This is a genomic window from Ruegeria sp. CDSB022 (assembly GCF_059611145.1).
Genome location: NZ_JBXWOZ010000006.1, coordinates 78,013 through 97,696, shown reverse-complemented (window position 1 = coordinate 97,696; position 19,684 = coordinate 78,013). Strand labels below are relative to the sequence as shown.

General features: G+C 57.4%; 15 protein-coding genes. 6 read left to right on the top strand and 9 right to left on the bottom strand.

Going from position 1 to position 19,684, the window contains the following annotated elements; all coding sequences use genetic code 11:
• Window positions 1–3: 3 nt before the first annotated feature.
• The 7 genes from AC2FIZ_RS12035 to AC2FIZ_RS12005 all read right to left on the bottom strand — a co-directional run bounded on the left by AC2FIZ_RS12035 (window position 4) and on the right by AC2FIZ_RS12005 (window position 8,469).
• Window positions 4–1,269, bottom strand: coding sequence for a M20 family metallopeptidase (locus tag AC2FIZ_RS12035; protein WP_281995500.1), 1,266 nt, complete (start codon window positions 1,267–1,269; stop codon window positions 4–6).
• Window positions 1,266–2,450 (bottom strand): ROK family transcriptional regulator, encoded by a 1,185-nt coding sequence (locus tag AC2FIZ_RS12030; RefSeq protein ID WP_496791067.1) that lies wholly within the window; start codon window positions 2,448–2,450, stop codon window positions 1,266–1,268. The genes AC2FIZ_RS12035 and AC2FIZ_RS12030 overlap by 4 nt, the downstream gene beginning before the upstream one ends.
• Window positions 2,451–2,707: 257 nt before the next feature.
• The gene (locus AC2FIZ_RS12025) at window positions 2,708–3,721 is read right to left on the bottom strand and encodes an Ldh family oxidoreductase (protein ID WP_281973183.1); all 1,014 of its coding nucleotides are present in this window, start codon (window positions 3,719–3,721) and stop codon (window positions 2,708–2,710) included.
• A 12-nt stretch (window positions 3,722–3,733) separates the two neighbouring features.
• The gene (locus AC2FIZ_RS12020) at window positions 3,734–4,363 is read right to left on the bottom strand and encodes a DUF3726 domain-containing protein (protein ID WP_496791066.1); all 630 of its coding nucleotides are present in this window, start codon (window positions 4,361–4,363) and stop codon (window positions 3,734–3,736) included.
• Window positions 4,360–6,048: a hypothetical protein gene (locus tag AC2FIZ_RS12015; protein WP_496791065.1), complete on the bottom strand. Its 1,689-nt coding sequence runs from the start codon at window positions 6,046–6,048 to the stop codon at window positions 4,360–4,362. The genes AC2FIZ_RS12020 and AC2FIZ_RS12015 overlap by 4 nt, the downstream gene beginning before the upstream one ends.
• Window positions 6,049–6,052: 4 nt before the next feature.
• On the bottom strand, window positions 6,053–7,027 hold the full coding sequence (locus AC2FIZ_RS12010; protein ID WP_281973181.1) for a membrane dipeptidase: 975 nt from the start codon (window positions 7,025–7,027) through the stop codon (window positions 6,053–6,055).
• On the bottom strand, window positions 7,027–8,469 hold the full coding sequence (locus tag AC2FIZ_RS12005) for an aldehyde dehydrogenase family protein (protein ID WP_271949981.1): 1,443 nt from the start codon (window positions 8,467–8,469) through the stop codon (window positions 7,027–7,029). Before AC2FIZ_RS12005 ends, AC2FIZ_RS12010 begins: the two co-directional genes overlap by 1 nt.
• Before the next feature lie 98 nt (window positions 8,470–8,567).
• Between AC2FIZ_RS12005 and AC2FIZ_RS12000 the strand changes: the two genes are divergently transcribed.
• The 5 genes from AC2FIZ_RS12000 (at window position 8,568) to AC2FIZ_RS11980 (ending at window position 14,470) form a co-directional block, all read left to right on the top strand.
• Window positions 8,568–9,455 (top strand): LysR family transcriptional regulator, encoded by an 888-nt coding sequence (locus AC2FIZ_RS12000; protein WP_142637763.1) that lies wholly within the window; start codon window positions 8,568–8,570, stop codon window positions 9,453–9,455.
• A gap of 341 nt (window positions 9,456–9,796) precedes the next feature.
• Window positions 9,797–10,747, top strand: a complete 951-nt coding sequence (locus AC2FIZ_RS11995; RefSeq protein ID WP_271949984.1) for an ABC transporter substrate-binding protein — start codon at window positions 9,797–9,799, stop codon at window positions 10,745–10,747.
• Between the two features lie 77 nt (window positions 10,748–10,824).
• On the top strand, window positions 10,825–11,862 hold the full coding sequence (locus AC2FIZ_RS11990; RefSeq protein ID WP_142637767.1) for a quaternary amine ABC transporter ATP-binding protein: 1,038 nt from the start codon (window positions 10,825–10,827) through the stop codon (window positions 11,860–11,862).
• A complete protein-coding gene (locus tag AC2FIZ_RS11985) occupies window positions 11,855–13,444 on the top strand; it encodes an ABC transporter permease (protein ID WP_496791063.1) in 1,590 nt (529 codons plus the stop codon). Before AC2FIZ_RS11990 ends, AC2FIZ_RS11985 begins: the two co-directional genes overlap by 8 nt.
• A 51-nt stretch (window positions 13,445–13,495) precedes the next feature.
• The gene (locus AC2FIZ_RS11980) at window positions 13,496–14,470 is read left to right on the top strand and encodes an arginase family protein (RefSeq protein WP_496690019.1); all 975 of its coding nucleotides are present in this window, start codon (window positions 13,496–13,498) and stop codon (window positions 14,468–14,470) included.
• On the opposite strand, the gene speB is transcribed toward AC2FIZ_RS11980, so the two are convergent.
• Both speB and AC2FIZ_RS11970 read right to left on the bottom strand, forming a co-directional pair.
• Window positions 14,467–15,435 carry an agmatinase gene (gene speB / locus AC2FIZ_RS11975; RefSeq protein ID WP_496694021.1) on the bottom strand — a complete coding sequence of 323 codons (969 nt, stop codon included), beginning with the start codon at window positions 15,433–15,435 and terminating at the stop codon, window positions 14,467–14,469. The genes AC2FIZ_RS11980 and speB overlap by 4 nt on opposite strands.
• A gap of 60 nt (window positions 15,436–15,495) precedes the next feature.
• The gene (locus AC2FIZ_RS11970; protein WP_142637775.1) at window positions 15,496–17,013 is read right to left on the bottom strand and encodes a trimethylamine methyltransferase family protein; all 1,518 of its coding nucleotides are present in this window, start codon (window positions 17,011–17,013) and stop codon (window positions 15,496–15,498) included.
• A 184-nt stretch (window positions 17,014–17,197) separates the two neighbouring features.
• Here AC2FIZ_RS11970 and AC2FIZ_RS11965 point away from each other — a divergent pair, with 184 nt between their 5' ends.
• A complete protein-coding gene (locus AC2FIZ_RS11965) occupies window positions 17,198–19,633 on the top strand; it encodes a GcvT family protein (protein ID WP_281995508.1) in 2,436 nt (811 codons plus the stop codon).
• Window positions 19,634–19,684: the final 51 nt, after the last annotated feature.

The window sequence follows — 19,684 nt, the reverse complement described above, 5'->3', positions numbered from 1 at the left end:
TCCTCAGGTTGGATGCATTGCGAGCGTGTCCGACGCACCGAACTGCGCTATGAAAAGCGCAAAGGCCCGGACGGCGGCGAGGTATTCTTCGACCTCAATTCGTTCTTCAAAAGTATGCGCCACGGCGATATCCCCCGGTGCGCAGTAAACGGTTGGACAGCCGATCTGTTCTGTTAAAAATGGCATCTCAGACCAGTAGGGCGCGCCGCCGATTTCTACTTTTCGGGACAGAGTTTGCTGTACACAGTTCTGCAACAGGCGAACCGCCTCAGTATCGGGGTCGTTTTCAACTGGTGAGCCGCCCTTGGGATGATCACGACCGGCTGGGTAGTCGATGCACACCTCTATGCCCGTGGGTAGGTGATCCAGGCCAAGCGCTGATTCCAATGCTGCCACTGCAACATCAAGCATTTCGCCAGGTCTAAGTTTCCGGATCAGCGAGAGCCTGCATTCTCCGGGCACTGCGATAAACCCGCCGCCATCGATATGCGTCACCAGAACAGAAGAGGCACCGACAAGGTCATGACGCGGGCCCGCGTTCAGTTCTTTTTCATGATCCCAGATTTTCGACAGAAGCGTATGCGTTGCTTTCAATGCATCGACCCCCAATTCGGGTCGGCCGAAATAAGCTGTTTTTCCAGTTATCGTGATCTCGGCGATAAAGAACCCGATCTGGGCGGAATAAATGTCCAAACTCGTTGGCTCGACATAGATCGCGAAATCAGGACGGGGGATCTCGGCGGATTTGATGCGTCCAACCAGATCTTTCGCCCCGGCGCTGACGCCGCTGCCAGGTTCACCGCTTTCTTCGTCACCGATGAAGGCAAAGGTCAGACTGGCTGAAGGCATAGCGCCAAGTTTTTGCAGCAGGCGATACCCGGCAATCGCAGCGCAAATCCCACCCTTGAGGTCGCTTGCCCCACGTGACCAGATGTGCCCGTCCTTTTCGGTCGCGCCGAATGGATTTTTGCGTGCATCGTCTTCCCAATATTCCTCCCAGCCCCGGATATGCACCGTATCCGTATGGCCCAAAATCATGAGGTTGGGTCCCTCCACAGAAGCAATTCCCCAGACATTTTCGCGTTCACCCGCGAAACAGCTCCGTCCGGTATTCAGCCCCAGGGCCATAAGTTGCTGGTCCAGAAAACGCGCAAAACGTGTTTCATTGCCCGTCACGCTTTCGATGGACAGGGCATTGCGCAACAGAGTCAGGTCTGCATCAGCATCCTGTTCTTGACGCAAGCGTTCTGAAAGAGCCATAGCGGTCATGACATACTTGCCTTGAAGGTATCGAGCGCTGGAGGTGGTACGTTGATCTCGGCACCTTTCTGACCCTCGGCGAAAAGAGAAATATGTAGGTGCGACAGGGCTATAGACACACCTCCGGCAAGGGCAGCATGCGGACCCAGCTTTGAGGGCTGGATCTCTATTTCACGGGGGTAGCACTGAGCGGCAAAGCGTCTGATCCGGTGCATCAACTCGTCACGCGCGCCGATAGAGCCCCCCATCACGATAAGGGACGGATCAAGGACCGCTACAATCGACGCCGAAGCCCGCGCGATCTGATAAGCGACATTGTCCAGCGTTTGCTCGGCTGCTTTGTCGCCGTTATTGGCAGCCTCAAAGATCGCAGGAACTGAGCAAGTTTCGCCCGTAAGCATCCTGTATTCGCCGATGATTGCATCGGTGGCGGTTACGCGTTCTAGCGCGCCTATTTTATGGCTTTCCTTTGCAATGGGATCGGCACCAAAGGGAAGAAAACCTATTTCGCCAGCTGCACCAGATGCGCCACGCAGCAAAATACCTCCGACGACGATTCCTGCACCAATTCCGGTTCCGACGGAAACGAAGACCAGGTCATCCTGGTCGCTTCGATGATCCATCCAATGCTCGCCCAGAGCGGCAAGGTTCACGTCATTTTCGACAAGGATTTCTATCCCAAGCCGTTCGTTCAAAGTGCCAGCAAGATCAATCTGATCCAGCCCGGTTATGTTAGGCGCCATCAGGACCGCGCCGGTCCTGCTGTCCGGCACGCCTGGGACACCGACGACAGCTATTTTCAATTCGCCTGACGGGCATTGGGGGTCGTCTGCGGTTGCGCGAACCATACGGGCAACCTGATCGACCACTTGTCTGCCGCCGCTTTGTTCTGTCGGCTCTACGCGCTCGGCCAGAACGCGACCGGTCAGATCGCATAGTGCGACCCTGATCTTTGTTCCACCCAGATCGACGCTGGCGACCGTTGCCGCATCCGGAGCGATCTCATATACCACAGCGCGGCGTCCGACATGCCCCTCGGTCTGACCGACTGTCCGCACCCAGCCATCGCTTTCTAGGTTTCCGACAATTTCCGAGATTGTCTGTTTCGAAAGACCGGTCAGCTTCGACACGCTGGCGCGCGAAATGGGCCCATAGGTCGCAATCGCCTGAACGACCGCACTTTGAGACATTCGTCGAGAGATTTTCGTCTGCGTTGCCACGTCGATTCCATTTATTCGTTCTGTTACCGAACTAAATATGGAGTGCGATTTGAGTCAACCCGGTTTTTCTGCGCTAAAGCATGAAATACGAAAAATGAGCCTGCTGCGTCCGGGTCGAATTTTGGCTAAAGGCTTGGAAGCCGTTCTGAAAATTGGTGCTGGGTCAGAAGGTTTGGGTAAGGGTGCCCGAACCAGAAAGAATCTGATTGCGGGCTAAGAAAACCGGCTTATCCTAAGATGGCCTCGATCTTTTCAAGGGTCGCAATATTTACAGCCACGCCTTGTGTGGCCGATGCGACGCGTTTTGCGCGTCGGCCATCGCCAGGCAAATGTGCATCGTCTTGCGATCGAATGGCGTCGACGAGTTCCTCGATGCCCTGAGCAAAGCCACCCGACGACGATGTCGCCACAGGGTCGATCGCAATGAAAAACTGTCCGGTCTTGGGCGGGCCGCCAGCGGTTCCTGAAAAGGGCGAGGCGTTGATGCCCAGAGTGGCCCCTGTAAGAGCGGCCGCCATAACTTCGGTCAGAAGGGCCACACCGACGCCCTTGTACCCACCAGAAGGTGCCATGGAGCCCTTGAGGCCCACATTGGGATCAGTGGTCGGGTTGCCCTCGGCGTCCAATGCCCACCCAACGGGGATCGGCCTTCCTTCTCTGGCATGTTTCATGACCTCGCTCTTGGCGATTGTGCTGGCGCTTTGATCGATCAGCAGGGCGGGTTGCCCATCTGTACCGGGTACGGCAACGGAAAAGGGGTTGGTCCCTACAACCGGCTTTGCGCCACCCGATGGCGCGATCGAGGCTGGCGCGTTGGTAAAACCAAGCCCGACAAGCCCGGCCTGTGCCAGACGATAGGTGTGATAGCCCAGCACGCCGCAGTTATAGCTGTTGCAGATGCTCAGCACGGCAACGCCCTGTTCGCGCGCAGCGGTGATCAGCGTCTCATACCCGAGATCGATGGCTGAATGGGCAAATCCGGTTGCGGCATCTACGGTAACTACACCTGGCTTGGGCCGTGTCATGACCGGTTTGGCAAGCCCGTCGACCTTGCCACATTGGACATGCTCACAATAGATCGGGATATAGGCCAGTCCATGGCTTGCCACGCCGTCCGCCTCGGTTGCCGCGGTCGCAACCGCCAGCGGGCGGGCGTTTTCCGGTGAAGTCCCCGCAGCAACAAGCGCGCGAAACGACAGGTCTTCGATTTCGTTCAGAGTAAGGGTCCGGGTCTCGGTCAAATCAGTACCTCATCAGTCATTATCAGAAAGCCCGGCCCCTGCACCCAGCAGGCGGGATTCCTCGGTTGCGGGGGCATAGGTGCGGTGGGCAAAGCGATTCAGCGTTGCCCAAGCCTGATCAGTCGGGGCGGCGCGGGTCTGATGTGGGCTGGGGCCTGTACGCTGTTCCCCCAGCGAAACCACCACCCTGCGCGCCTGGGCGGGTAAGGTATCTGAGGTCGACACGGAATACCCATCACATGCCGCCAGATGCCCATCACAATCAAGCACCACACAGCCCTTGAGTTCACGTGCCGCATAGGCAGCAAAGGGCAGTAACAGGGCAGGGATTGCAATGTTGGCCATCTCAACCGGTCCGGCGCGCAGCTGTTCGGCACAATCCGACAGCAAGGTGCCAGTGGCCAGAGGGCACAAAGCGCCCTTGCCCTGCCATGGGCCCTGCATCGCATCTGGTCTGTGATCTGCCGGCGCCGCAGCCAAACCCAAGTCCAGCAGGTGGGCCAGCTCTGCAGTCCCGTTCAGCCCATGCCCGCACAACCAGCGTGTGGCTTTGGCGGCCTCTTCTGCCAGACCCCAGGCATACCCTGCCCCTCGGGCAGCGCGTTTAGAGGTGGCTTCGATCTCGTTCAGTGAATAGGTCATTGCGGCAACTCCGGATAAACCCACAGATCGGCATTTTCCGGCGTTAGCTCATCAGGATATGGTGCGCCGGAATACATGCAGATCCGCACCCAGCGGTCCGACCGGGGGTCAAAATGGGTTGCCCCAAAAAACGACAGCTTGGCCCGCAGCATGTCGATAGGCAGGACAGTGGCGCTAATCGTGTTGTCGTGGATTTCACCATAGGGGGCTACTCGGCTCATTTGAGCGCGGCGCAGGGTGTGGCGATGTTCAGGATGGCGCAGCAGAAACTCTGCAACGGAGGAGCGAGTATCCCATTCGGCAAGCGCCTTATACGCCATCGCGGCGTCACGGGCCGGGGCAAGGGGCTGTTCGTAACCGGATATCGGTTCCTCAAAGCGCTCACCCAGTCGCGGCTCCAGCTTCTCCTCGGAGACATACCAGGCCCGCGCACAGTTTTCCGCTGCGTTCCAATCCAGATCCAAGGCCCAGCCAAAACTGTTACTGATCAGATCGCGCGCAGCGCCTACCGACATTGATCCATCAATCACATGGGCACTTGAATTACTGTCGGCCATACAACAGCTCAGCCCATCGACCAATTCGCCATAGGGCTCAAGGATAAGCGAGGCGAGCAGTTCCTGGCCCTCCTCGCTCAGCGCGGATTGCGACCACAGGATCAACCGATCCCAGGGTTGGTTCTGCGTCAGATCATCCCTGTCCAGATACCCAGAGATTGCCTGCAGATCGTTGTTGAGCGCCGCCAGCTTATCGCGCTGAACCGGATGCTCAGACTGCCACCAGGACATCGAGAGTTTGCTACGATCATAGATGCCACGGAATTGACGGGCCTCATCTTCCGAGGCGGTCAAGAGCGACCGTACCCGGGCGATGGCCTCCTCTCGCGCCATGATCCAGTTATTGAACAAGATCGGATGGTTGACGATGAACGGGGCCATGCCCAGACCTGTGGAATTGCCAATGCCGAGCCAACTGGCGATCTGCGGATCTAACTGCGCGGTTTGATCGCCGCCCTTCACTTGGGCCATATGCTGCACCAGATCGCGCACAAAGGTCCGGGTCAGGTAGACCGACAACATCTCGGTCTGGAACGGGCCGTTGACCTCGGGGCGACTGGCTGTTTTCTCGCGATCTGCAGCCCCAAACTTGCCGGAACCATACACGGCGGTTGTCCGCATCAGGTAGCCAACCTGATAAATCTGTTCCAGATCGGGTTGTTGACCAGCGGCCAGACGGTCGACCACATGTGCCCACAGGCGGACTGACCGGTTGGCGCGCGACAATGACAGTTCTGACTCGCTGACGCGCCCGGCCTCTTGCACTGGTACGTTTTGCGACAGGCGGTGAATATCATCCGCCGTCGGAATGCCGTCAAATAGCGCGAAGGTGGCATCCCAGGCCTCGGCGATGACCCGGTCCGAGCGTTTTTCGGGCGGCAGATCATGGCCAAACGCCACCAGAGAATATGCGTGATCAGGGCCTTGCGCGGTATAGACCGCATGGCCAACGCCGTGTTCGTCAATCTCGAACGCAGGTCGGGAAAAACTCCAGTTTTCCTGCGCCATACGGCGGGTCAGTTGCCGCATAAAGCTGAGACGGCATTGATGCAGCGAGCCCAGCCGCGACAGCCGCATGACCATCGCGGGATCACGTCTGACATTTTCAGTCTGCACGCGTGTATACATAGTGTTACCCTTGTGGGACGAAGTTCTCGGCGAAGAACTGATACCAATTCCTGCCCATGATCCCGGCCACTTCGTCATCGTTCAGGCCGGTCGCGCGTAACCCTTGTTCGATGTTCCCAAAATCTCGGTTGTCCTGAAACCAGCCCGGCATGGGCGGAAAGCCTGGAGCCGAAGCGGATCCCTCGCCATAGTCGATTTCCTTGGTCCAGCGGCCAACCCGCATCCATTCCACAATGCTGTCGGGTTGATCCTGACACAGGTCTGTGCCGATCCCCAGATGCTGCGCGCCGTATTTGTCGGCGGCGCGTGCGATCATCTCGCAAAAACTGTCCAGCGTGCAATCGGATTTATCTTTCAGATGGTGGGGATAAACCGAAAAGCCAAGCATCCCGCCATTTTCCGTCACCGCACGAATGACATCGTCACGCTTGTTACGCAGCGCGGGCGACCAATCATACGGGTTCGCGTGAGTGATGGCTATGGGACGCTCGGACAATTCAGCGGCCTCGATGGTGGAACGGTCCGCCGAATGGCTCATGTCCACTACAAGACCTACGCGGTTCATCTCTTTGATCACCTGCTTGCCCATACGGGTTATGCCTGTGTCATCGGCCTCATAACAGCCGGTCGCCAGCAAGGACTGGTTGTTATAGGTCAGCTGCATGAAACGGGCGCCAAGATCGTGCAGGATTTCGACCAGCCCGATATCGTCTTCGATGGGCGAGGGGTTCTGAAAGCCAAAGAACACAGCCGTCCGGCCCGTTTTACGAGCCGTATCGATATCGCTGGCCCAGCGCCCTTTCATGATCAGGTCCGGGTTTTGTTCGAACCAGCGGTTCCATTTCTCGAAATTCAGAACCGTTTCGCGAAAGTTCTCGTGGTACGAGATGGTGACGTGGATCGCGTCCACGCCCCCGTCACGCAGTTGGCGGAAAATCTTTTCCGACCAGTTGGCATATTGTAGCCCGTCGATCCGCATCACACGGGGCCCGCGCTGATATAGGCGGTTTTGACCGTGGTATAGAACTCGGCCGCAGCCTTACCCTGTTCGCGCGGCCCGTAAGAGCTGTCGCCGCGGCCGCCAAAAGGCACGTGGTAGTCGGTGCCTGCAGTGGGCAGGTTCACAGTCACAACACCAGTGCGCGCATTGCGACGGAAATGCGTGGCGCGGGCCAGCGATTTGGTCACGATGCCCGAGGTCAGGCCAAAGTTGGTGTCGTTGACGACGCTCAGCGCTTCGTCATAGCTGCCAACCTTGATGACACTGGTCAGAGGTGCGAACATTTCTTCGCGGTTGATGCGCATGTCGTTGTTGGTGTTCAGAAACACGCCCGGCGACATGTAGAACCCGTCATGAGGCATCTCCAGCCGGGTTCCGCCACAGGCCAGCTCGGCCCCTTCGGATTTGCCCAGATCAACATAGGCCAGGTTTTCGCTCAGCTGCTGTTGGCTGACGACGGGACCCATCTGCACGCCTTCCTCCAGCGCGTGGCCGACCTTCATCGCTTGCGCACCGGCCACCAGCTTTTCGACAAACGCGTCATGGATACCCGCATGCACGACAAGGCGCGAAGACGCCGTGCATTTCTGTCCGGTGCCTCCAAACGCTCCTCCCAATGCCAGAGTAACGGCCAGATCCAGATCGGCATCGTCCATCACTGCCAGCGCGTTTTTTGATCCCATTTCCATCTGAACTTTGGTCAGGTTCTGGATGGCGGCTGCTGCGATACCCTTGCCGACCGGGACTGACCCGGTAAAGGAAATTGCATTGACCTTGGGGCTTTCGACCAGGCGTTGCCCGATGCTGCGCCCCGAACCCATGACCAGACTGAACAGACCTTTGGGGATGTCCTGACGTTCGATGATTTCGGTCAGTGCGACAGCGGATGCCGGGGTGATGTTGGCGGGTTTCCACACAACCGCGTTGCCATAGCACAGTGCTGGAGCAATCTTCCAAGAGGCAGTCGCGGTAGGGAAGTTCCATGGGCTGATGATGGCGACAACACCGACAGCTTCGCGGCGAACGTCTACTTCGATATCGGGGCGCACAGAATCCGCGTTCTCACCGATTTGACGCAGGCATTCAGCTGCGTAATAGGTAAAGAACTGCCCGGCGCGGAACACTTCGCCTTTGCCTTCGGCCAGCGGCTTGCCTTCTTCGCGCGCCAAGAGCGTACCCAGTTCTTCGGCCCGGACCATCATTTCATTACCGATAGCGTTCAGAACAGCTTGCTTCCGTTCGATGCCATAGGCGGCCCATTCAGCCTGTGCAACACGGGCTTGATCCAGCGTCGCCTCAAGCTGGTCAGCGCTGGCCTGTGCAAACATGCCGACCAGATCGCTCAGGTCCGAAGGATTGCGGTTTTCGATTTCAGACTCACCTGCCAGCCATTCGCCAGCAATCAGATTCAGTTGTGTCACGTTACGCCCCAGTGCGATTTCATTTGACCTAGGATGGATTTTTTGGCGAACATCAGTCAAACTCAATTAAATGAAACAAATTGCAGAAAAACTGAAGTATGGCGATCAAGATTGAAACACTGCGCAGTTTTTGCACGGTTGTGCAGACTGGTAATCTGACCGAGGCCGCCGACCGTCTTGGGCGAACGCAATCGGCGGTGTCGATGACGCTGAAGCAGCTTGAGGAGCACCTGGGTAAGAAGCTGTTCGAGGGAGAGCGCAAAAACCGACTGTCGGAAGTGGGTCGGCAGGTTCATGATTTGGCTTTGAAGCAGGTCAGACAGTTCGATCAAACAGTTCAGGATATCGAGGCAATAGCCAGCGCAGAGTACGGGCTGTTGCGGATCGTGTCTGTGCCGTCGGTGGCGGCTCTTGCCTTTCCCAAGGTGCTGAGTCACATGAATAGCCATTTCCCCGATATCAGGATCGAGCTCCGCGATACCGATACACAGCAGGTACTGGACGCGGTTGTGCAAGGAAAAGCGGATATCGGCATTGCATCCGGGTATCTTGCGCTAAACGGGGTCACAGCCACGCCCTTGTTCGAAGACAGGTTTGGGGTGGTTTGCACGGCTGCACACCCGCTGGCACAGCAATCGGAGATGCCAACCATCGAACAGGTGGCTTCGGTTCCCTTCATACGCAATGCTCTGTGCGATCTGGTTCAGTCCCCGCGGTTTCACGCGGCGATTTCGAAGGCCGGTGTGACCATTCAGAACACCCATTCACTGATCGCATTGGTGCGCACCGAGGAATGGGTGACGGTTTTACCGCAAACCGTTGCACGGTCTCTCCCTGAGGCTATCGTCTTCCGTCCTATCGCTGATCTCGAAGATCAAAGGCAGGTGTATCTTTATGTCTCGCAACGCTCGCGCTTTCAAACGCTGACGGACGCGTTTGGGGACTTCATCCTGAAGCAGGATCTTGTACTGGGATCTGAGGACTGACTGGATAAAATCTGTACCCCTGTCTGAGATGGCGCCGCTTAGGGGATATTGATGGCAGACAAGCCCACTCAAGAATCGGCTGCACCTATTTCAGGCGTCATATCGACCAAGATCAGAATAAACCGAATCTAATATTCGAGAAAGACGCATATATTGATTTGTGGCATGTTGTTCTTGATGGGTCATGTGTCGGCATGTTTGAATTTTCCTGTCAAACCGGCGCGCCCGGTAACTGGCTAAGAAAGGGGGATGGAACGTCATCCCGATGTCGTTTGGCAGGCGTACCGCTGCCCATAGGGTAAGAAGAAAAGCGCCTCGAACGCCCAACACGGAGAAATAATATGAACAAACTCACTATGTTACTGGGAGGCGCGTCGATGATAGTCGCTGTGCCTGCTTTTGCTGCTGACATTGTGATCGGTGTGCCGAACTGGCCATCGGTAAATGCAACAGCGCACATTCTAAAGGTTGCGATCGAACAAAATCTGGGGCTAGAGGTCGAGCTTCAGAATGGCACCAACCCGATCGTGTTCGAGGCGATGGATTCCGGCGCCATGCACGTACACCCCGAAGTGTGGATGCCGAACCAGCAGAACCTGCATGACACCTATGTAACCGAAAAGGGTACAGTTACCTTCAATTCCAATGGCGTTGAGGCGTTTCAAGGAATGTGTGTCGACAAAGCGACCGCTGATGCCAATGATATTCGGTCCATTGACGACCTGACCAATCCCGACATCGCGGCACTGTTCGACAGCAATGGCGACGGGCAGGGCGAAGTATGGATCGGTGCCCCCGGCTGGGCGTCGACCAATGTCGAGAAAATCCGGGCCAAATCATATGGCTATGACCAAGTCATGGAACTGACCGAGATAGACGAAACCGTCGCCTATGCGAACCTTGATAACGCGATCAAAGCGGGTGAGCCTTGGGTGGGTTTCTGCTATACGCCGCATTACGTGTTTGAACTGCATGATCTTCAGATCCTGGAAGAGCCGGCCTATGACGCGGCAAAATGGAATGTCCTGCAGCCCACGGATGATCCGGATTGGCTGGAGAAATCCGAAGCAGGTGTCGCCTGGGATTTGGCCTATCTGCACCTTCACTATGCCAAATCTCTTGAGGATGAGTACCCCGAAGTTGCTCGGCTGTTGTCCAACATGAAACTGGATACTGCCGCTGTCTCGGCCATGACTTATGCGCTTGTCATAGATGGCAAAGAGCCGCTCGCATATGCCGAAGAATGGGTCGGTGCGAACGAAGATGCAGTTCTGAACTGGATGTCAGAGTGATCGGTAACGCTCGGAACTGAATTACAGATAGGCCGCCGGGAATGCCTGGCGGCCTGTTTTGCATTGAAGGGGCAAGTATGACCGAAACAGTCGTTAAGCTGACAGATGTCTGGAAGATTTTCGGTGCGCGGGCAGAAGAGGCCATGACCGCAGTACGGGATGAAGGGATTGGAAAGCCTGAAGTTCTTGAAAGGTATAATTGTGTGGTCGGCGTACAGGGTGCGTCTTTCGAAGTCCCGCGCGGCGAAATCTTCTGCATTATGGGTCTTTCGGGATCCGGGAAATCCACGCTGGTGCGCCACGTGAACCGCTTGATCGAGCCGACCTCAGGCAAGATCGAGATTCTGGGCCAGGACGTATCCAAAATATCCGAGGCTGAGCTGCGCCGTATCCGCGCGCAGCAGATCGGGATGGTTTTCCAGCATATGGCGCTGATGCCGCACCGATCTGTCAGAGACAATGTGGCCTATCCTTTGGAAATTCGAAAAGTGTCCAAATCCAAGCGCTGGGCCGTCTCGGACCATGCGCTGGGTTTGGTGGACCTGACCGGGTACGAAGATCGCCTGCCCAAAGAATTGTCAGGCGGGATGCAGCAGCGTGTTGGAATTGCCCGCGCGCTGGCCTCTGATCCGGAAATCCTGTTAATGGACGAGCCCTTTTCTGCGCTCGATCCGCTGATCAGGCTGCAGCTGCAGGACCAGTTCAAAGCGCTGGTCGCCCAGTTGCAGAAGACCACATTGTTCATCACCCATGATCTGGACGAAGCTATCCGCATTGGCCACCGAATTGCGATCATGAAAGATGGTGTCATCGTTCAGATTGGCACACCGGAAGACATCGTGATGAATCCGGCCGATGACTATGTGCGCGAGTTTGTTCAGGGCATATCCAAACTGAAACTGGTCAAGGCGCATTCAATCATGGAGCCACTGGACAGCTATTCCGGCCCGACCGACGGCGCGCCGCGCGCGGATGAGGGGGCCGATCTGGATCAGTTGATCGACCTGGCTGTCGACACGGACCTGCCGGTGATCATCACCGATGCAGGACAGGACGTGGGCGTCGTGACCAAACCGCGCCTGCTGCGCGGAATTCAGGGGGGCAAGAATGACTGATGTAACCACCGAAGTGAAAGTCACCGCCGCCTCGGATATCGAGGTCGACCATGAGGCACTGGATCGGTCCATTCACGAGTTTGCTGGTCCGAATGGGGACTATTACGTCAAGGCGTTTCACAAGATCCATGATGCAACCAGCGCGGTTCCGAATACGTTCAATCTCTGGGCCGGGGTTCTGGGGCCTTTGTGGTCAGCATCACGAGCCATCTGGGGGATGTTCTGGACCTTTCTGATCCTGGAAATCATCGCTTGGGTTCAGATCGGGCGTGGTGCCTGGGGCAATCCGGGCGCTGACATGGTGGAACGTGCCGAACGTCAGCAGGCACGCGCCGACGAGCTGCTGGCGCGGGCGGCCGATGCGACAGAGAAGGCCGATATTGACCGTTTCACCAAGCTGGCAGCGAATATACAGAAAGCCGCCGATGCCAGCTTTGGAAAAGCCGCGGCCGCGCAGTCTGAAGCGCTGGGCATCATGATCACCGGATTGCTGATGCTGCTGGTCTTCAAACTGGCACAGGGCTTCTATGCCGACCGCGTCTATGAAAAACAGTATTCAAAATGGCGGACCGATCCGGACAGTACCGAAAGTGGCCAGTCCAGGCGAAATATGGTGCTGGGGGCTGTGCTTGTTGCGGCGATTGGGCCGTTGATCGTCTACAAATTCACGGTCAATGCTTCGCTGGCCATGTTGGATGCATTCCCCGAAAAAGAAGTGTCCGCACTGATATTGGGTGAGGGCGGCGGGACCCTGTTTTCAAACCTTGCAAGCTGGATGGAGGCGCAGATAGATGCGGCCGCTCTTGCTGGCGGGGACGTATTCGATGGGATTGTCGCTGGGGTTCGGTCGGTTCTGGATGCCCTGACCATTGCGCTGATCGGGTCGCCCTGGCCGGTTGTGATGCTGGTGATATGTGTGACGGCTTGGCGGGCTGCAGGCCCCCGAGTGGCGATCTTCACGGCGTCTTCATTGGCCTATATCGCCTTGCTGGGATATTGGGATGTGGCGATGGAAACCGTGGCGCTGGTCGGTGCGGCGGTGCTGTTATGCGTTGTTTTTGGCATTCCACTGGGCATTTGGTTTGGCAAGTCCAGGCGTGCCTACCGCGCGGCAGAGCCCGTGCTGGACTTGATGCAGACTTTGCCGGCCTTCGTCTATCTGATCCCGATTATCGCCTTCTTTGGCACCGGCAACCCGCCCGGCATTCTGGCCACGATCATCTTTGGCATGCCGCCGGTCATCCGACTGACCGCGCTGGGCATGCGCGGGGTGCCCGACAGTATCAAAGAGGCTGCTGTGGCCTTTGGGGCTTCGAAATGGCAGTTGCTGAAGGATGTCGAGATACCTCTGGCCTTGCCGTCGATCATGACCGGGGTGAACCAGACCATCCTGATGTGCCTATCGATGGTGGTGATCATTTCGCTGATCGGTGGCGGAGGGCTGGGCAAGGAAATCCTTGAGGCGTTGCAATACGCAGCCAAGGGGCCCGGCCTGTTGGGCGGCTTTGCCATTTTGTTCCTTGCTATGGTCATGGACCGTATTGTTCAGGGTGCATTCCGGCGAGAAGACGAAAGAATCTGAACTTCTATGCCCTCGGCCCAGGCCGGGGGCATTTTTTTACCGGAGGATGAAATGGTCGACCGCTATGAGCAGTCCATGATGGACAATTTGTACTGGTGGGGCATACCGACGATGTTTCGCTGCCCCAATATCGGACCCGAGGGGCAGGATATTGCACTTGTCGGTGTGCCGCATTCGACCGGAAACGGGACAACCGAAAGGGATCAGCATCTGGGCCCGCGCGCCTTGCGGAATGTCTCGGCGGTACAGCGCAGGGTCCATTCGGTTTTTGAGATCGACCCCTGGAGCCGCGCGAAGATTGCCGATGTCGGCGATGTACCCTTCCCGCGCGCCAACGATAACGAAGATTGCATCGAACGCATTACCGCCTTTTACAAGGACATAGATGCGGCAGGTGCACGCCCGGTATCCGTTGGCGGTGACCACTCCATTACCGGCGGGATCGTACAGGCCCTAGGATGTGGGAAGCTGGCCGGAGGAGAGCCGATCAGTTTTCTGCACCTGGATGCCCATACGGATGTGTTTACAAAGGTCGATCACTTTTTGGGGGCAAAGAAGTCGGCCGCTCATTGGGGGGCTTATCTGGCCGATCAGGGGCAGGTTGATCCTACCTGTTCGATGCAGATCGGCCTGCGAGGCCATCCGCGCAGCCTGGACTGGTTGCAGCCGTCCTACGACTACGGGTACAACATCGTCACCATGCGCGAATTTCGTCAGCGCGGGCTGGCCGATGTGGTGGCGCAGACCAAAGAGGTTCTGGGTGACCGGCCGGTCTATATCACCTTCGATCTGGATTGCCTTGACCCGACTATTGCCCCGGCGGTGTCCAATCTGGAGCCGGGCGAGAAGGGGTTCGACATTGATGAGGCCGTGGGCATTCTGCGCGCCGCGCGCGGCTTGAACATTGTCGGCGGTGACGTTGTTTGCATGATGCCCACCAAGGACAGCCCCAACGATATCACCGCCCTGACCGCAGCGGCGGTGATGTTCGAGATGATCTCGATGATCGCCGAAAACACCGGTTAGCGGCGGGCGTCCACAGCCTCTGCCAGAACACATAACAGCTCGAACATCAGTGAGATGCCCAGCCAGGCCGTGCCCCCAGCGGCATCGAAGGGGGGTGCGACCTCGACCAGATCAGCACCAACCAGATTGACACCGCTTAACTGGCGGATCACCTGCTGCGCCTGAAAACTGTTCGGCCCGCCGATCTCTGGCGTGCCGGTGCCGGGGGCATAGGTGGGGTCCACAAAGTCGATGTCATAGGTGCAATAGGTCTGACCTGTTCCGACGATCTCCCGCACCTCCGCCATGACATCGTCAATGCCGCGGTCGAACAGTTCTTCGATGCGGATGATGCGGATGCCCTGTGCCTCGGCCCAATCGATATCTTCTGTGTTATAGGCCGTACCGCGTATGCCGACTTGGACAAAGCGCTTGGGGTCCACAAGGCCCTCTTCAACGGCACGACGAAACGGTGTGCCATGGGTGTATTTGTAGCCACCGAAATAGCTGTCGAACAGGTCGGTGTGGCTGTCGAATTGAATAAGGCCCAATGGCTCCGACTTGGCCAGAGCGCGCAAGACGGGCAGGGTGGTCAGGTGGTCGCCGCCTGCGGTTAGCGGCGTTATGCCCCGTTCGGTCAGATCGTCATAGAAAGACGTGACTCGGTTCATGGTGTCTTCGATGTCCACCGGGTTCGGCGCGACATCACCCAGATCGGCGCAATTCACCATGGCAAAAGGAGCTACACCGGTGACCGGGTTCATTGCGCGGATCATGGTCGAATAGTCGCGCAACTGCCGAGGCCCATGCCGCGCGCCTGGGCGGTTTGTGGTGCCGCCATCCCACGGGATCCCGATGATCCCAATATCAACTTCGTTGATCCGGTCGTCTTTGGGGGTCAGTCCGGGAAGGCGCATGAACGTGGGGACGCCGGCGAAACGCGCAAGCTCCATTGCCGAGACCGGCTGAAAGAAGGGGTTTGTCATGAGGGCCTCATCTGAGTGTATGTGCTGCAAGCCTACTGGCTAGAGTCGGTCGACGTAAGTCTAATAGAGAATGCGAAACCGTCTGCGGATTTCAGCGTCCTGTTCTTCGGTCAGGTATTGCGGATGATGTCGTGCCAGGATGTCCTTTGCGTGCCGGCGGGCAACCGTCCACGCATCTGCGGCCCCTTCGGTCTGCCATGTCCGGGGTTCGTTCCGGTCAGCCAGCGCTGGATAGAAGTAGTCCCGTTCCATCGCAGCATAGGTGTGGGCGCTTCCCAGAAAATGACCGTCGCCCAGTACCGCATGACAAATGGCGTCGAATCCCAGGTTTTCGTCGGTCACTTCGATGCCGCGCAAAGCGCGATAGGTGTGAGAGTGCATTTCGTCGTCAAGGACGAACCCTTCGAAACTGACGCCCAGCAACGAAGCGGTCATGCCCGAGCTTTCGTAGATCAGATTGCCGCCAGCCAGCGCCGCAGCGAGCGAGGTCATTCCTTTCTCGGCCCCGTACTGTGCGTCGATAGCTTTGGCATCAGTCATCGAGGCGGCCACTCCCGAAGGCAGCCCCAGTGCGTTAGTGATCTGTGCCGACGCCGCGTTCAGGATGGCGGTCTCACCGCTGCCACCTGCGAAGGATCCTGTGCGTAAATCAACAATGAAAGGCCAGTTCGAAAACACCATCGGAAACCCAGGCTTGATCGCGTTGACCATAACAAGGCTGGCCAGTGTCTCGGCCAAAGACTGCGCCAGAAACCCGGCGAGTGTCGCGGGTGCTGTGGCGCCCGCCTGTGCGGCTGTAATGCAGGACATCGGGATATTATGTGCGATACATTCATAGACAACATCCACCGCATCCTCGCCATAGCGCAACGGTGAAATCACCGGGCTGATATGGGCCTTCAGAAACGGCCGCTTAGCGAACTCACCCGGCCCGCCTGCAACGATGTCGAGCATTTCGACGATCGGGGCCACATGTTCGGCAAGGGTAAACGACGTGGCAATCGGTTTGGTGGTATTGCGAACCAGAGCGTAAACCGTGTTCACGTCCAGATCGAAAACATCTGGCAGATCAGTCGCGACACAGCAGCGCGTAAACCAGCTGACATTGGCCAGCGTATCCTGAAGCCGCGTGAAATCATGCAGATCGGCCAGCGTGGATGGGCGATAGTGGCCGCTCTCCAGATCCAGCGTCTGCACCGCCGCACCGCCGGTGCCAAAGAACACACGATTTCCGCCCACTTCGATCGAGCGCGCTTCGTCCCGGCCATGAAAGGAGAAAGTCTTGGCAGCGGACCCAATAGCGTCTTCAACCAAGTTTCGAGGAAATAGAAGCCGCCCTTGCTGTCCGGTTTGTGCACCGGCTGACCGCAGGTCGTTGGCCAGCCTGTCCGGGACCTCGCCCATGCCCAGAGTTTCCAGAAGCCTTAAGGCGGTATTGTATATTTGTTTGACTTCGGACTGTGTCAAAGGTTGAAAGCGACCACCGGCTTGCCCGGGGGGGCACGGATCTATGGCGGGCTCTGCTGCGCGTTGCGCAAGACGCGCATTTCGACCGCTTCTTTTACTGCCCTTTGACAACGCCCAATCCTTTTCATGTCAGAATTCCCGGAACCGTAAAGGGCGATGCGGGGTCTCTGCAAAAGGGAAATGCGCCTTTCAGAATCCTCAATCGTAGTTTCGATTTTTCAGCACAAGCCATTCGTAAGCTGTTGCGAAGACCCGTTTTCAGCAAAACCTATTGGGGTTCAGAGGAGCAAAGCCGATGAAGTCGCGGACAAAAGTAGTGGTAATTGGTGGCGGGATCGCTGGGTGTTCGACGCTGTATCACCTGACGCAAGAGGGATGGACAGATGTTGTCCTAGTCGAGCGGGACGAGCTGACCTCGGGCACCACATGGCATTCCGCGGCGCAGGTGACGAATTTCGGAACAAACCAAACCATGGTTGGGCTGAAATCCCATTCGATCAAGCTGTACCAAGACCTGGCTGCCAATCCGGACTATCCCATCAACTATCACCACGGCGATGGCGGGATCAGGCTGGCGAATACCGAAGCGCAGATGCAGGGATACCGCCATTTCGCGTCGATGGCCCGGGGGATGGATGTCCATTTCGAGGTTATTGATGCCGAAGAATGCGCTCGGCGGCACCCTCTGATCTCGACCGAAAACCTAATTGGCGGGCTGTGGGATCCTTTGGACGGGGATATTGATCCGGCTCAGCTGTGTCAGGCGTTGGCCCGGGCTGCACGTTTGGCCGGGGCCGAGGTGTACCGGAATACCCCGGTTGTCGGGTTGACCCAACACAAGGATGACACCTGGACGGTGCAGACCGAACACGGTGATATCGACTGTGACATCGTGGTGAATGCCTGCGGATATCGTGTGAACGAAGTGGGCGCCTTGATGGGGGTGCACCACCCCGTGGCCTCGATGGAGCATCAGTATTTTCTGACGGAAGAAATTCCTGCAATCCGCGATGCTGGCCACCGAATGCCTTTGCTGCGATGTCCGATCAGCGATTTCTACTGTCGACAAGAAAAGAACGGCCTCTTGCTGGGGTTCTATGAGCAGGGCTGCAAAACCTGGGGCATGGACGGGATTGATCCGAATTTTGTCAATGCACTGTGCCCGGACGATCTGGACCGTGTCTCGGATGTGCTGGAGGGCGCTTTTGCCCGGATGCCTGCGCTGTTGGAGGCCGGGATTCACACCATCGTCAACGGGCCGATAACCTATACGATTGATGGTGCACCACTTGTCGGGCCGATCCCGGGCAAGCGCAACGCCTTCTGTATTATCGGCCTGCGGGCTGGATTGGGTGAGGGCGGTGGCCATGGTTGGCTGTTGGCCCAGCAGATTGTGCATGGAGAGGCCTGTTATGACACCTGGTGCCTGGACCCGCGCCGGTTCACGGGCCACGCAAATGTGGAATTGACGGCGCTAAAGGCAGTTGAAGATTACCAGAATGAATTCCGCTTTCACCTCCCGCATGAACACCGCCCTGCAGGAAGGCCCGCCAAGACCACGGCGCTGACCCCGGTTCTGGCGGCCGAGGGCGCCGAATTCACTGTCGTCAATGGATGGGAAAGGGTGGATTACATCAAGCCGGACCCCAGCTTTGAACCGACCCTCAGTTTCGATTTTGACGAAACCTTTGATCCGATCGCAGCCGAGGTGGCAAATGTTCAGTCCAATGTCGGGCTGTCCGAGGTGAATGGTTTCAACCGTATCGAGATTACCGGCGCGGATCGGCATGCCTTTCTGGATCGTCTGTTTTGCGGTGCTGTCACGCGCCGCGACGGCAGGGTTGGGCTGGGCTATCTTTTGAACCATCACGGGATGGTCAAAGCCGAAGCGACTGTGGCGAACCTGCCCGCCAGCGATCGCGGCCCTGCCCGGGTCTGGTATGGCTCGGCGGCGGCAAGTGAATTCCACGATATGGATTGGCTAAAGCAGAACCGCCACCCCGATGAAGACGTGCATTTACGCAGTCTGACCAACGACTGCACCATTCTGATCCTTGCCGGCCCGAAATCACGTGATGTGCTGGCGTCCTGCGCGCGCGGTGATTGGTCCCCGGCAGCTTTTCCATGGCTGAGCGTCAGGGAGTGCTTTGTTGGCTTCGCTCCGGCAACGGTAATGGCGGTAAGTTTTTCTGGCGAACTGGCATATGAAATCCACGTTCCCAACCCTTCGCTTTATAGCGCATATCTGGCGCTGCGGCGGGCTGGAGAGCGCTTCGGCCTCAAGTTGTTTGGCGCTCGGGCGATCGACTCCATGCGGATGGAAAAGACGTTCCTGCACTGGAAGGCTGATTTGATCACCGAGTTTGATCCTTTTGAAACAGGTCTGAATCGGTTTGTGAGGTTGGAAAAGGGTGACTTCATCGGGCGCGATGCCCTGCTGAACCGTGATGCTGATGGGCCGCGGAGAAAACTCGTGCCGCTCCGGTTGGAAACCGGACAGGGACCTGCCCATGCCGGGGCTTCGCTTATGATGGGTGACACGGTTGTCGGGACAATCACCTCGGGCGAGTGGGGGCACCGCACCGGCCTCAATCTTGCCCATGGATTTGTCGATCCGTCACTTGCAGAAATCGGGTGCAAGATAGAGTTGGATCACTGTGGAAAACGGGTCAACGCAACGGTGATCGCACCTTCGCCCTATGACCCGGACCATAGCAGGCTCCGGGCTTGACGCAGAACGGGTTGCAAGTTCATCATTGCAATGAGGGGCGTTCTTTGTTTC